The sequence below is a fragment of the Pararhodobacter sp. SW119 genome, assembly GCF_017811755.1.
GTDB lineage: Bacteria > Pseudomonadota > Alphaproteobacteria > Rhodobacterales > Rhodobacteraceae > Pararhodobacter.
Genome location: NZ_JADDJF010000065.1, coordinates 1 through 13645 on the forward strand (window position 1 = coordinate 1; position 13645 = coordinate 13645).

12 protein-coding genes and 3 pseudogenes are annotated in these 13645 nt (G+C 68.1%); 9 read left to right on the forward strand and 6 right to left on the reverse strand.

Going from position 1 to position 13645, the window contains the following annotated elements; genetic code table 11:
* Window positions 1-166: 166 nt before the first annotated feature.
* Genes IM708_RS18565 through IM708_RS18580 form a run of 4 tightly spaced genes read right to left on the reverse strand, consistent with a single transcriptional unit; the run spans window position 167 to window position 5032 of the window.
* Window positions 167-1237: a glycosyltransferase family 4 protein gene (locus tag IM708_RS18565; protein ID WP_209428066.1), complete on the reverse strand. Its 1071-nt coding sequence runs from the start codon at window positions 1235-1237 to the stop codon at window positions 167-169.
* Window positions 1234-2784, reverse strand: coding sequence for a glucan biosynthesis protein (locus IM708_RS18570; RefSeq protein WP_209428067.1), 1551 nt, complete (start codon window positions 2782-2784; stop codon window positions 1234-1236). Before IM708_RS18570 ends, IM708_RS18565 begins: the two co-directional genes overlap by 4 nt.
* Entirely contained in the window at window positions 2784-4472 is a 1689-nt protein-coding gene (gene mdoH / locus IM708_RS18575) for a glucans biosynthesis glucosyltransferase MdoH (RefSeq protein ID WP_209428068.1), read from the reverse strand. Before mdoH ends, IM708_RS18570 begins: the two co-directional genes overlap by 1 nt.
* Entirely contained in the window at window positions 4469-5032 is a 564-nt protein-coding gene (locus tag IM708_RS18580) for a cytochrome b (RefSeq protein ID WP_209428069.1), read from the reverse strand. The genes mdoH and IM708_RS18580 overlap by 4 nt, the downstream gene beginning before the upstream one ends.
* 130 nt (window positions 5033-5162) lie before the next feature.
* On the opposite strand from IM708_RS18580, the gene IM708_RS18585 reads away from it, so the two are divergent.
* The 5 genes and pseudogenes from IM708_RS18585 to IM708_RS21620 all read left to right on the forward strand — a co-directional run.
* A complete protein-coding gene (locus IM708_RS18585; protein ID WP_209428070.1) occupies window positions 5163-5927 on the forward strand; it encodes a CDP-alcohol phosphatidyltransferase family protein in 765 nt (254 codons plus the stop codon).
* Window positions 5924-7546, forward strand: coding sequence for a sulfatase-like hydrolase/transferase (locus tag IM708_RS18590; RefSeq protein ID WP_209428071.1), 1623 nt, complete (start codon window positions 5924-5926; stop codon window positions 7544-7546). Before IM708_RS18585 ends, IM708_RS18590 begins: the two co-directional genes overlap by 4 nt.
* Window positions 7543-8448, forward strand: coding sequence for a lysylphosphatidylglycerol synthase transmembrane domain-containing protein (locus IM708_RS18595; protein WP_209428072.1), 906 nt, complete (start codon window positions 7543-7545; stop codon window positions 8446-8448). The genes IM708_RS18590 and IM708_RS18595 overlap by 4 nt, the downstream gene beginning before the upstream one ends.
* Window positions 8449-8504: 56 nt before the next feature.
* Window positions 8505-8879: pseudogene (locus IM708_RS18600) on the forward strand (inositol monophosphatase family protein); the annotation flags it as partial.
* 127 nt (window positions 8880-9006) lie between these two features.
* A pseudogene (locus tag IM708_RS21620) lies at window positions 9007-9077 on the forward strand (hypothetical protein); the annotation flags it as partial.
* Between the two features lie 184 nt (window positions 9078-9261).
* Here IM708_RS21620 and IM708_RS18605 read toward each other — a convergent pair.
* Complete coding sequence (locus IM708_RS18605; RefSeq protein ID WP_245243316.1) at window positions 9262-9996, reverse strand: FkbM family methyltransferase; 735 nt, start codon at window positions 9994-9996, stop codon at window positions 9262-9264.
* Between the two features lie 238 nt (window positions 9997-10234).
* Here IM708_RS18605 and IM708_RS18610 point away from each other — a divergent pair, with 238 nt between their 5' ends.
* The 4 genes from IM708_RS18610 to IM708_RS18625 are packed head-to-tail and all read left to right on the forward strand — an operon-like array spanning window position 10235 to window position 13217.
* Window positions 10235-11185, forward strand: coding sequence for a zinc-binding alcohol dehydrogenase (locus IM708_RS18610; protein WP_209428073.1), 951 nt, complete (start codon window positions 10235-10237; stop codon window positions 11183-11185).
* Window positions 11186-11200: 15 nt separating this feature from the next.
* Entirely contained in the window at window positions 11201-11596 is a 396-nt protein-coding gene (locus IM708_RS18615) for a 6-carboxytetrahydropterin synthase (RefSeq protein WP_209428074.1), read from the forward strand.
* Window positions 11597-11599: 3 nt separating this feature from the next.
* Window positions 11600-12400, forward strand: a complete 801-nt coding sequence (locus tag IM708_RS18620; RefSeq protein WP_209428075.1) for a class I SAM-dependent methyltransferase — start codon at window positions 11600-11602, stop codon at window positions 12398-12400.
* A complete protein-coding gene (locus tag IM708_RS18625; RefSeq protein ID WP_209428076.1) occupies window positions 12393-13217 on the forward strand; it encodes a RibD family protein in 825 nt (274 codons plus the stop codon). The genes IM708_RS18620 and IM708_RS18625 overlap by 8 nt, the downstream gene beginning before the upstream one ends.
* Before the next feature lie 135 nt (window positions 13218-13352).
* On the opposite strand, the pseudogene IM708_RS18630 reads toward IM708_RS18625, so the two are convergent.
* Window positions 13353-13616, reverse strand: a pseudogene (locus IM708_RS18630) (transposase); the annotation flags it as partial.
* Window positions 13617-13645: the final 29 nt, after the last annotated feature.

Genomic DNA, 13645 nt, shown 5'->3' on the forward strand with positions numbered 1-13645 from the left:
AAGCCAGCGGCCAGAATCGCGCAACTTGTTGGACAAATCACCAAAAGCTGCGTGGAACACTTGGCTTAAGAAAACCCCTGCAAAATAGTAGCCGCCCGCAAAGGGTGACACGCTTCGAACTGAACGAAAGGCCTGAGCTGCGTCGCGCCGCTGCCTGAGCGTTGCACTACGCCGCCTTGCGGTCGCATGCCGCCCTGATCGCCGCCAGCATCACGCTGGCGGTGTCCTCCCAGCGGGGCAGCGTGGCGGCGCGGGCGCGACTTTGTTCGACAATCCGGCTGTGGTACGTAGCATTGATCAGCAGTGACCGCAGCGCTACGGCGAAGGCTACCGGGTCGTCCGGGGGTGTAAGGAGCGCGCTGTCGCCCACGGTCTCGGGCACCGCGCCGGTCGCACAGCTGAGGACTGGAAGTCCGTGCTGCTGCGCTTCGCTCAGGACCATCCCGTAGCCCTCGTATCGCGTCGCGAGCGCGAAGATCGACGCCGTGCTGAACAGTCCGGTCAGCGCCTCGGGCGTCTGTTCGCCCAGGAACGCCACCCGGTCCACAAGGTGCAGGTTCTTGCGCAGCGCCTCGAGTTCCGCCTGGTAGCGGCGATCCTGGACCAAGCCGACGATCCGTGCCTGCCAGTCGAGATCGCGGATCATGCCGAGCGCGCGCAGCAGCACGTCGTGGCCCTTCCGCCGGCAGATCAGACCCACGCTGAGGACCAGTGGCGGGGTGAGGGGTTGGCGCTTCTCCCCCGCGGCGGGCGGCTCGAACCCCGGCAAGGCGGTTCTGATGCGCGCGGGCTCGACAGAGAACCGCTCCGTCAGGATCGCGGCGACATGCGCTGAGGGGACAACGACCTGCGCCGCATGGCGCAGGTTCGCGCGTTCGCGGTCGATCAGTTCGCGCGCATAATCCTCCCGCAAACCGGCTTCGAGGCCGAGGGGGTGGTGCAGCATCACGATCAAAGGCCGCCCCAGCGCTGCCACATCCGCCGTCGCCATCGCCCCGAAGACGAGTCCGTCGATGATGACCGGAATGCCGGCAGGCAGGGCGCGAAACTGTGCGAGGGCTGCGCGTGTCTCCGCTTCGTCGGGTGCGGGCCAGCCGGCGGGCAGTTCCAGCAGCCGCACAGGCTGTCCAGCGCGGCGCATCGCCTCGATCAGCCGGCGGTCGTATTGCGTGCCCCCGGTATACGCCGTGATGGTGCCGGGCACGGCAAAGGCGACCTCGGTTGCAGGCGCACTCATGGCCCGCCCGCGCGGCTGCGCGTCCAGCGATGCAGCCAGACCGGTGCCAGCACCTCGCCAGAGGCGGCGCGCAGGCGCAGGCGCAACTCGGCCACCTCTTGCTCGGCCTCGGGCGCGAAGACGAAGCTGGCCCGCCATGCGCCGCCGGGCTGATCCAGGGGGTAGAACGCGGGGCCGGTGACCCCCGCCGGGGCATCGCGTCCGAAGTCGAGCCGCGCCCCGGCAGGATCGGTCGGTTCGCGCCCGGGGGGCGGCACGAAATCGATCACGTAGAGCCGCGCCGCGGCCGAGTTCGGCTCGATCCCCGAGGCGCTGCGCATGGGCAGAAGCGCATGGTCCTGAGGGGGCAGGGCGGCGGGGCTGGGGGCGCACCAGTCGAGCCGGTAGTCGAAGCGGTGCGCGCCCGGTTCCAGCACGGCGTCGGGGCGCCAGAAGGCGACGACGTTGTCGGCGAATTCGTTTGCGGTGGGGATTTCCAGCAGCATCACCGCGCCCGGACCCCACGCGCCCCGTGGCGTGACCCAGGCCGAGGGGCGGAGATGATATGCACCCTCCTGGTCCCGGAAATCGGCGAAAGAATTGGCCATCTGCATTAGCCCGAAGCCGCTAGGCGAGGTGTCGACGAAAGACGAAATCTGCAACCGGGCGGGGTTGGAGATAGGGCGCCACAGCCGTTCGCCCGCGCCGTTGTCGATGACCAGCGTATCACTGTCGTGGACGGCCGGGCGGAAGTCGTCGATGGCTGCCGGACCCACGGCGTTGTGCTGGAACATCGAGGTCAGCGGCGCGATGCCGGCATCGGCGATGGGCACGCGCGGGAAAAGATGCAGCGCGCATTCCATGCGGGTCGGCGCGCCGGGCGAGAGGGTCGCGATCAGTGCGGCGCTGCACCGGGGGCTGTCGACGAGGCAGCCGAATTGCAGATCATCGTTCGCGGAGAAGACGGAGATGTGGCGGGTGGCGGGAAACTCCTCGGGCACGGGTCCGCCGGTACCGAGCGCGAGCGCGCGCGCTGAGAGCCCGTAGACCGTACCGCGCGCCAGGGCGCGGAAATAGCTCGCACCCTGAAGAACCAGTACTTCGTCCCAGATGTGCTGATCGTTCAATGGGTGGCGTAGACGGAGGCCGGAGAAGCCTATGCCCGCCGCCTCAGTGGGGCCGGGCGAGTCGCCGAAATAGCGTGGGTCGAAGTCGAAGAGATCGGTGGCGAATGCGGTTTCGTGCCCGGGCAGTGTGATGCCCACGGGTTCGCGAAAGAGCCAGCCGGGCGGCAGCAGGTCCGCCCGGTAGTTCGGCCCGAGTGGCAGGTCGCCCGCGCGGCCCAGACGCGGGCGGATCCCGCGATAGCTGTCGTAGGTCAGCGCATCGAAGGGAGACTGCAGATGCCGTGGGGCCGGGACGTGCGGCCGCGTAGCAACGGCGCGGGCGGCGGCGACTAGGTCCTCGGGCGTCCGCAGGTCGCGTGTCGCGGCCGATGGGGGCGTGGCCGTCAGCAGCGGCGCAAGCGTCGCCGCAGCGGCGGCGCGCAGAAGCTGCCGCCGGCGCATCAAGCGGCGTCCCGCTGCGGCATCGGTGCTGTCCCGGGTTGACTGGTCGTGCGCGGGCGCAGCTCAGCGCGCGCAACGCGCTTGCCGCTGGTCTCTCTGGAACGCTCAAATGCGTTGCTGTCGAGAGCAGGGCTCACGGACGCGTCCAGCCAGCGGATTAGCCAGGGCGCAGCAAAAAGCGGCAGTACGACCGGCAGGACCATCGCAGCCGCCAGGACCGCCGCCGTGCCCGTGCTGATCAGCACCTGCGGCATGATGACGGAGGCGAGGATTGCGAGGCCTGCCGCCTGTTCCACGCGGCCCCGTCCTGCCGCGGAGGATCCCTGCCCCGAGGGCTTCCAGCCGCTGTCCCGCCCTGCCAGCAGGGCAAGGACAAAGCCGGTACGGCGAATCATCATGACCGACGCGTAGAGCGTGGTGAGCGAAAGTTCCGCACCCATCGCGCGCCAGAGGACGCGACGGTGCCCGGAGCGGCGAAGCCGAGCGCGCAAGGTCGCGAGCCCCGCGAGCTTGGGCACCATGAGAAGGCCAAGCGCCCCCAGCAGCGCCCAGACCGCCTGCGCGTTGGCATGCACCGTCCCCGAGCCCATCAGCAGCACCAACATCAGCCAGATCGGCGCGGACAGATAAGAGTGGATTCCCGCCAGCAGGTGCAGCCGGCTTGCCGGATGCAGACCCCCCCGTGCGATGAGGCGCAGGTGCTGCAGATTGCCCTGCGCCCAACGGCGGTCGCGGCGCAGATGGCTCGCGACGCTTTCGGGCGCGTCCTCGAAGCTGCCGCGCGCCTCGGGATCGATCCGAACTCGCCAACCAGCGGCGCGCATCAAGGCCGCCTCGATGAAATCGTGGCTCAGGATCGGCCCGCCAAACGGGGGGCGGCCCGAAAGGGCCGGCAGGCGTGCGACCTGCGCGTAGGCGGCGACGCGCAAAAGGGCGTTGTGACCCCAATAGTTGCCGGCATCGCTGCTAAGCCGCGCGAGCCCGCGCGCGAAGACTGGACCGCAGAGCCGTCCCGACAGGCGCTGCATGGCGGAAAGCCGGCTCCCCCCCGGACGCAGGCTGATCGCGGCCTGGATCAGTCCCAGTTGCGGGTGGTCGGCCATGATGGCGCGCATCCGCGCCAGCCGCGCCGCACTGAAGCCGCTGTCGGCATCGAGGACCAGCATCGTGGCGAAATCCGCGCCGTGCCGTTCGTGCCAGTCGCACAGGTTTCCCGGCTTGCGGTCGGTTGCGGACGAACGGTTGCGCCAGGTTATGCGGTGGGCAAGGGGGGCGAGCGCGGCTTGCTCCTGAGCGACCCGGTCGGCGCCTTGGGTGTCGGAAAGAACGAAGACCGCGCAGTCCGCCGCCTGGTCGGTCGCGTCGAGTCCCGCCAGTAGCGCGGCGATGCGCCGGGCCAACGGCTCGGGCGGTTCGCCGCAGACGAGCCAGAGGATCGCGCAGCGGTCGATCGAGGGAGCCACGAGCGGCTCGGCGCGATCCTGCCCGGTTGCGCACATCCCCTGCAGGGAGGTGACCGCTGCGGCCGACAGCCAGATCGCGTTGACACCGAACAGCGCCAGCGCCAGCGCCGCGAGCAACGGATGCGTCGCGGCAAGGTCAATGCCGTTCCACAGAAGCGCGCCGAGAGCAGCCGCTATGAGCAAACTCAGAACCAGATGCGCGTGCCTTGCGGAGGTCAGCTTCATGACCGACCCCGACCAAGCGGCGGCCAGATCCGCGCGAAGATGCCGTCTCCACGCCAGAGATGGTGGAGTGCCGCCGCCACGTGAACGAGGATGAGGGCGCCTAGGAAAAGGCGCGCTGTGGCGTGGATGCCTTTCGCCGTCTCCGCCAAGCTTTCCGACCGCGGCACCATCGACGGCACGCCGAGCGCGTCGAGCATCTCGACCGGAAAGCCGCCAGCACGGACGCGGATGTAGCCGCTGACGGTCATCACCAGAAGCAGCCCGTAAAGTGCCCAGTGCGCGGCAACCGCGACACCGGCCTGCCAGCGCGGCATCGTGTCGGGGAAGGGCGGCGCCGGCTGGCGAAGCCGCCAGGCGAGGCGGAGGAGCACGAGCAGGAAGATCACGACCCCGCCATTCTTGTGCAGGATGAAGAGCGCGTCCTGCGTCGGCCGTGCCAGCCCCTCGAGGAGCATGATCGTGCCGATGGGGAAGGTGGCGATCACCGCGACGGCGACAAGCCAATGCAGAAACCGTGTGGTTCCCGAATAGCATTGCGATGCGCCTGGCGTTTCGGACATGGGTCCGTTTCCCCGAAAGTTGTCGCTTTCCCTCTGGAGATTAGCGCAACGGCTGAAAAGGCAACCCCGATCGGCGGGCGGGCGCATTTGCGCGAGATTGATTTGTGCCGCGCCGGACTAACTTTGCAACATGGCAGATCTCTCGACCATGCGCCAGCCCGACCCCTTCGCCCGCGTCCAGCGGCAGGCGATGGGCATTCTGGTCATTGCCGCGGCAGCGGCGCTGGCCACGACGCATGGCCTGGTGGAATGGGCGGGCGTCACCGATAGCCTGGCCGCCCCGGTGGTTACGGGAATCCTGTGCCTTGGCGGCGGATTGCTGATCCTCGCCGGGCTCAAGCCCGCGCACCACCCGCATGGACGCCTGGGATTGGCGAACGCGGTTACGATCCTGCGCGCCGCGGCGATCGCCGCGATTGCGGGCTTAGTCGCGGTGCCAGAGACGCTGGTGGCTACAGGCTGGGCGCTGGCGGGCATGGCGGCGCTGATCCTGGCGCTCGACGGGGTCGATGGCTGGGCGGCGCGGCGCTCGGGGCTCGCCTCGCGCTTTGGCGCGCGTCTTGACGTAGAGACGGACGTGGCGTTCGCACTGGTGACGGCGGCGCTTGCGATCGCGGCGGGCAAGGTTGGCGTCTGGTTCCTGGTACTCGGGCTGGTGCGGCCGGCGTTCCTGTTTGCCGCTCGGCTTCTTCCGGCTCTGCGCGGCGAGTTGCGGCCCTCGCAGCGGCGCCGGACGGTCGCGGGGGCGCAAATGGCGGTTCAGGTCGCGCTCTTGGCTCCGGTCGTCACGCCGCCGGCCTCGGGGTTGTTGGGGGTGTGCGTGCTGGCAGTCGTTTTGTGGTCGTTCACCGTCGATATCCGCGCCCTTCTGTGTGGTAAGGGACGCGCGGCATGACAACGGTGCGCGCGGCCCTTTCGGCGCTGCTGCTTTACCTGGTTCTCATCCAGCCCAACCACCCGGCGGCGATGACCTGGGGGGCGCTGGCGGTCTTCCCGCTAGAGCTGCCGGCGCTACTTGCGGCTTTGCTCGCGCTGGGACAAAGCTGGGCGGGTTTGGCGCTGCGGGTGGCTGCGGTTGTTTTGATCTGGGCCATCGCGCTGCTGAAGCTTGCGGATTTCGGCACTTTCGTCGCCTTCAATCGCGGGTTCAACCTGATGGTGGACTACAACCTCGTGCCGGCGGCCTGGGCCTTGGCGCGGGGCAGCTTCGGCCTGCCGTTGACGGTGCTGGCGGTGGGGCTCGCGCTGATCGCGGCGCTCGGGCTTCCCATCGGGCTCTGGTGGGCGACCGGGGTCTGGGCGGGCTTGCGGTTGCCGGCCCGGAGTCGCGTTTTGGCCGGGTTGGCGCTTGTCCCCGCTTTGGCGCTGGCCGCGGCCGAGATCGGGCAGGCGCGGCGCGCCTGGGCGCTGCCGCCGGGTGTCGCGGATGCCATCCCCGGTACGGCTTTCACCGCGCGCGTGGGGTTTGAGCGGCTGAAGCAGATGCAGGCAACCCGGGCGGACCTGACTGCCTTCCGCCGCGCCGCGACCGAGGACGCGCTGGTCGGCGCCGGCCCGCTTTTCGACCGGCTGGACGCGCGCGATCTGGTGATCGTCTACGTCGAGAGCTACGGGCGCTCCAGCTTCGAGAATCCGCTCTACATCCCGACGCATTCGGGCACGCTGCGGCGCATACAGGCCGAGCTTTCCGCGCAGGGGCTGGCGATGCGTTCGGGCTGGGCGCGCGCGCCGATGATCGGCGGGCAGAGCTGGCTTTCGCATGGCAGCGTCGCCTCGGGGCTATGGCTGGACACGCAGGGGCGGTACCGCGCGATGGTCGCGAGCCAGCGCCGGACGCTCTTTCATCTCGCGCAGGAGGCGGGCTTTCGTACCGTTGCGATAATGCCCGCGCATGTCCTGCCTTGGCCCGAGGGCGCGTTCTTCGGCTTCGATGCGATCTACAATGCCGCTGACCTAGGCTATCGTGGCCTGCCGTTCAATTGGGTCACGATGCCCGATCAATTCACGCTCCACGCGCTCGACCGGCTGGAGAGGGACAGGACCGACCGGTCGCCGCTGGTTGTCCAGGTGGCGCTCGTCTCCTCGCACGCGCCATGGGTGCCGATCCCCGAACTGGTCGACTGGGACGACATCGGCGACGGGACGATCTTCGACGAGTGGGCGGTGTCGGGCGACCCGCCCGAGGTCGTCTGGCGCGATCATGATCGCGTGCGCGACCAGTTCCGCCTGGCGGTCGACTACAGCCTGCAGGCCATCGGTGCCTGGGCCGCGCGGCACGCCGAGGAACCGCCACTGATGATCGTGATGGGCGATCACGAGCCGGCGCGCTTCGTCTCGGGTGTCGAGGGGTTCGACGTGCCGGTGCACGTGATCGGCCCCGAGGACCTGGTGGCGCGGTTCGAAGGGCTGGGATGGATCGAGGGGCTGTTGCCCTCGCCGAAGACGCCAACGGTGCGGATGGACCGCCTCCGAGATGAGATCGTCGAACGGCTCAGCAATCTGGATCGATCATGAAATGGGCGCTGCGCGCGCTGGCATCGGCGCTGGTTCTTGGGGCAGTGATCTGGCTGGTGGACCCACGCGCGATCGGTGCGCAGCTACTTCGCGCCGACCTGCGCTGGATGGCCCTTGCCGTTGGGTTGCTGGCTCTGCAGATCGTGTTGTCCGCCCTGCGCTGGAAGCTCACAGCCGGCGCGCTTGGCGCGAGACTGCCAACCCTCTGGGCGGTGAGCGAGTATCATCTGGCGGTGCTGGGCAACACGCTGCTACCGGGTGGCGTCCTGGGCGATCTGGGGCGGGTGGCGCGGATGCGCGGCGTTGGCGGTTGGCGACTGGCAATCGAGTCGGTCGTTGTCGAGCGGATGGCGGGACAGGTGGCATTGGCGCTGGCGGTACTGCTGGGCCTTGCTTGGTGGTTCCTGCCGCAACTGGGAATTCCGGGCACGTTGGCGGTGACGCTCCTTGCCGCTCTCGGGGTGGTCGGCCCGGCGTGGACCTTGTGGGCGCTGCTGCCTGGATCAGTCCGGCGCACGCTTGCCGCCGCCTGGTTCGCGCGTGCGGTCTGGCGCCAGCAGGTGGTGCTGAGCCTGGCCGTCCTTGCCTGCAACCTGGGCGGCTTCTGGGTGGCGGCGGCGGCAACGGGCGTAGAACTTGGCGCCAGCGCCGCGCTTTTCGTCATTCCGCTGACCCTGCTTGCGATGTTGCTGCCGGTCACGGTCAACGGCTGGGGCCTGCGCGAGGCGGCGGCGATGGTCCTCTGGCCTGTGGTCGGCGTCGACGGCGGCGATGCGGTTGCGGCAAGCATCGGCTTTGGCCTGGCGGCGCTCGGCGCCGCCGGTCTCGCGATTCTGCCCTGGGCGTTGCGCCTTCGTTCAGGGGCGGTAAATGAGGTCGTGCCCGGCAGCGAGCCGCGATGAGCAACGCCGCGCCCTATTTGCCTCCGGCCTTCACTGATCACCCAAACCGCGCCGATATGGTCCTAGCCCTTTCGGCGGCCGACCGAGTCGGAAGCGCCCTTCGTGATTTCTGGCTGCAGTCTGAAAACCTTCATACCCGTGAGAAACGCGCCGGAGATTTCGTCAGCGCCGCCGATTTGCAGGCCGAATGGGCGTTGCGCGCATCGCTTTGTGCCGAGGGCGATGGCTGGATGGGCGAGGAAACACCCGCGGCACGCGGTGTCGGCGACCGCTGCTGGATCGTCGACCCGCTGGATGGTACGACCAACTTCCTGCGCGGCATCGGGCATTGGGCAATCTCGATCGCCCTGGAGATAGAGGGGAAACGTGTGCTCGCTCTGGTGCAAGATCCGCTCCGAAAAGAAAGTTTCTACGCGCTGCGTGGCGCCGGCGCCTACCTGAACGGGGTCCCTCTGCAGGGTGCCGAAACGACGCGGATGCAACAGGCGCTTCGGCACCGACATCCCTTTTGGTGGAATGCCGCATATCGAGGCGCATGCCGCCGAGATCGCCCGGCTGATGCCACTTTGTGCCGGCGTCCGCCGAACGGGGGTGGCGGCGCTCGATCTCGCTTACGTGGCCTGCGGTCGGCTCGACGGTTTCTGGGAACGGCGATTGCAGGCCTGGGGCGTCGCGGCCGGGCTGTTGAATCCTGCGCGAGGCCCGACTGATGGTCGAGGGGCCGGAGCGGGTGGAGCGACCCGAGGATACCGGCACCATCCTGACCGCCTGTCCCTCGCTGTTCGACGCTTTCTCGAAGGTTCTCCACGGGATTCAGGCCCGCAGCCGGGCATAGATGTCGCCGGATCCGGCATCGGGACCCTGCTCCCGAAGCCATTTGCGCAATGCCTCGCGATCACGCCACGTCGTCCACTCGAAGCCGGCGTTCTCGCCGCGCACCACGTTGAACTCGTAGTTTCCAAGCGCCGCGATCATGTCGGCGGCGCGCTGGCTCACCTCGGGCAGGCCCGGCAGATACTCGATCGAGATCATCGGGACGGGATGCGAGAGGCCCGACAACACCTCCGGCTCGAACCCTTCGACGTCGATCTTGACGTATCGCGGCAGTCCGTGCTCGGTGATCATCCGGTCGAGCGACGTCATGCGCACTTGGGCGCGGGCATCCCATCGGACGTGTTCGAACCCCGGCATCGCCTGTGCTTCCCGGGGCAGGCTGGCGCGCAGGGACGAAACGGTCGGATGGCGCCGCGAGACCGACATTTCGGCAGTTGTCTCGTCGGGGCCCAACGCGGCCTCCACCAGGACCACGTCGCGCGGCAAGCTCCGGCGCAGGAACCGCGCAAAGGCGGGCTGCGGCTCGAAGGCGATGACGCGCGCCCCGCAACGGCGCATCATTCGCGTGCGCGTGCCAACATGCGCGCCGACATCGAAGACAAGGTCGCCCGGTTGCAGAAGCCCACGGTAGAGGTGAAGGCTGCGCCGCATGAGCAGCGGATTGAAATAGATCCGCAGAGAGCGCAGCAGGCCGATCGTCGAGCGCAGGTTCATTGTCCCCTCTTACCTTGGGTACCGGGCACCCTCGTCTCGTCGATCAGGTAGGGCAGCGGGCCTCCCGGTCATCCCGTGCGTGGAAAAACCATCCTGCCCTTGGCCCGTGCGAGCCGCGCTCTAGCTTGCTTTGGATGCCCGATACCCGTCACTTGCCTTACCCCATGACCCAAATGCCGCTACCTTATCCAGAAAAGCTGTCACGGCGCGCGGGGAAAAGACCTGCGCCTCTGCTGCCATGAGCGAACCGCGCGCCCTCTGGATCGTCGCGCCGGGCCGTGCCGAGATCCGACCTGCGAGCCTTGGCGAGGGGCTGGCGCTGCGCATGCTCTGGTCCGGCATCAGCCGTGGCACCGAGCGGCTCGTATCCCGTGGCGCGATCCCCCCCTCGGAGTTTGAGCGGATGCGTGCGCCGAATCAGGAAGGTGCGTTTCCCTTTCCGGTAAAGTACGGTTACGCCGCCGTAGCGCGAATCGAAGAGGGGGCCGAGGCCGGTCAGATGGTCTTCGCGCTCTTTCCGCACCAGACCCGCTTCCGCCTTCCCCCCGATCAGGTTTTTCCGTTGCCCGCTGCGCTTCCGCCCCAGCGCGCGATAATGGCGGCGAACATGGAAACCGCTCTCAACATCCTTTGGGACAGCGGTGCGGGCGCGGGCGACCGGGTCAGCGTGATCGGAGCGGGGGTGGTCGGTGCGCTTGTCGGATACCTTTGCGCGCGCCTGCCCGGCTGCGAGGTCACGCTGGCCGATATCGATGCAAGCCGCGCGGTGCTGGCCCAAAAACTCGGCTGCGCCTTCGTCGACTCGGCTAACCTGCCGCCGGCGCAGGATGTCGTCATAAACACGAGCGCCGCGGCATCCGCCCTCGCGCGCGCCTTTGATATCGCCGGACCGGGCGCAACGGTGGTCGAGGCCAGCTGGCATGGCGCCACGCCTGTCGAATTGCCGCTGGGCGGGGCCTTTCACAGTCAGCGGCTGCGCCTGATCAGTTCACAGGTCGGGACGTTGCCCTCAGCGCGCCTGCCGCGCTGGACCCACAGGCGGCGGTTGCAGAAGGCGTTGGAACTGTTGCTAGACGACCGGGTTGAGATGCTGATTTCGGGCGAGAGCGCGTTCGATAGCCTCCCGCAGGATTACCACCGCGTGATCGAGGCTCCAGGCACGCTGTGCCACCGCATTCGCTACGACTGAGCAGAAAGGAAAGGCATGTTCGCTGTCGAAGTCCGCGATCACATCATGATCGCCCATTCACTACCCTCGCCCGTCTTCGGCCCTGCGCAGGGTATGCACGGGGCAACCTTCACCGTCGACACAGCCTTCTTCACCGAGGATCTTGACGAGCACGGGCTGGTCGTCGACATCGGGCTGGCGACCGAGGCCCTCGCGCAGACCCTGTCGCCGATGCGCTACAAGAACCTCGACGAGGTCCCGGAATTCGCGGGCAAGTTCACGACCACTGAATTCCTCTGCCAGCATATCTTTGGCCAGTTGCGTGCGATGATCGCGGCAGGCGCGCTGAAGGACGGCGGGCGCGTGCGCCGGATGCGGATCACGCTGCACGAAAGCCACATGGCCCGCGCCTGGTTCGAGGCTGAGGTCTGAGCGATGGGGTTCGCGTCGGAATGGCTCGACTTGCGGGAACCGGCAGACCGCGCTGCGCGCAATCCCTCCTTGCTAAAGGGGGCAACAGGGCTTGCCGGCGCGGGCACCGTCGTGGACCTGGGGTCCGGCACCGGCGCGACGTTGCGCGCCCTCGCGCCGGGTCTGCCGGACGCGACCCGCTGGCGGCTTCTCGATCATGACGCACAGCTTCTGGCCACGGCCACCGCGCGCCACCCAGAGGCAGAGGCGGTCAGGTGTGATCTCGCGCGCCTCGTGGATCTGCCGCTGGAAGATGCCGTGTTGGTAACCGCCTCCGCACTTCTCGACCTCGTCTCGGAAGACTGGCTGGCGAACCTGGTCGCGCGGCTATCGGCCGACAAACTACCGTTCTACGCGGCGCTTTCCTATAACGGTCGGATGAACTGGGAGCCCGATTTGCCAAGGGACCCGTCGATCGCGGCGGCGTTCAACGCCGATCAGAGACAGGACAAGGGCTTGGGTCCGGCGCTCGGTCCTGCTGCCGTCGAAACGGCCAGCAGTCTGTTCGAGGCTGCGGGCTACGTCGTGACCGTGGCGAAAAGCCCCTGGTGGCTGGATGCCCGGCAGCCCAAACTGCAGGCACAACTGCTCGAGGGTATCGCCGCGGCTGCGGCGCGCGCCGGAGAGCATGACGCGTCAAGCTGGCGCGAAGATCGGCTGGGGCTGCTGGATGAAGGCCGATGCGAGATTGGTCATTTGGATCTGCTGGCAGTGCCGAAAGGCATGGCGTCAGGGCGCGAGCATATGGGAGACGCGAATGGATAGGGCAGAGGTGACCACGCGGGTTTGGGACCGCATCCTCCAGATCCGCAACGGAAAGGGTTGCGCCTGCTGCGGCGAGTGGGAACCGGCCGAGAAGGCGGCGCTGAGCATCTACGCCCCGCTTTCCCGCCGGGACATGGGGCCGCAGACCGTGGGGCAGATCGGCCAGTCGCTCGACGGGCGGGTGGCGACGGTGGCGGGCGACGCGCGCAACATCTCGGGTCCGGACGGCCTGAAGCACCTGCACCGGCTTCGCGCAATTTCGGACGCGGTGGTCATCGGCGTGCGCACGGCGCTCCACGACAACCCGCGGCTGACAGTGAGACTGTGCCGCGGGCAGAACCCGGCGCGCGTGGTGATCGATCCGCGCGGGCGGCTGCCGAACGACGCGCCGGTCTTCCGCGACGACGGATCACGCCGGGTCGTCGTGCAGCAGAGCGATACCCCGCGCCCCGACGGAGTCAAGGTGATCCGGCTGCCGTCGGCGACGGACGGCGAGATGTCGGCGGGTCAGATCCTGCGGGCGCTACATCGGCTGGGGCTGAGGACCATCCTGATCGAGGGCGGAGCGATCACGGTTTCGCACTTCTTCGAGGCCGGGCTCCTGAACCGCCTGCACGTTGCCGTCGCTCCGCTGCTGATCGGCGGCGGTCCCCCGGGGTTTCACACGCGCAACCCGGTGGCACAACTCTCTGATGCCGCCCGGCCCGATACGCGGGTCTTCAACATTGGCTCGGACATCGTCTTCGACTGCGGCTTCGCCCGCGCCAAGCAGATCCTTGCCGCGCCTTGGCACAATGTCGCCATGCGCGCGCGGTGAACGAGGCTCAAGCACCCAGCAGGTTGCTGAAATAGCCGCCGAACCGGAACGGCCTCCTTTCCGTTGGGGGCGGGCCGCCTGATCTTCGTGCCTGTCGGCGCGTTCGATGCTTGCGCCAAATGCTGTTTTTTTGCTTCACGCGGCCAGCAACCGGGGCAGTCGGGCGAGGTTGTTGGCGGCCATCGTCAGGATGAAGCGGGATCGGACGCGTTCGACGCCTCGATACATGGTCTGTGCCATGCCGCCGACGGTTTTCGCCCAGCCGAAGGGCTCCTCGATCTGCTTGCGATGCCTCTTGGACAGGGCATAGCCCGCATGCCGGGTGGTTCGGCCGTCGATTGTCGAATATCGCGCTTTCTGGGCGACATGCTGGGTGATACGGACTCCGGCTAATTGACTCGCCGCGCCGAGGATTCACAGTGCGCCTT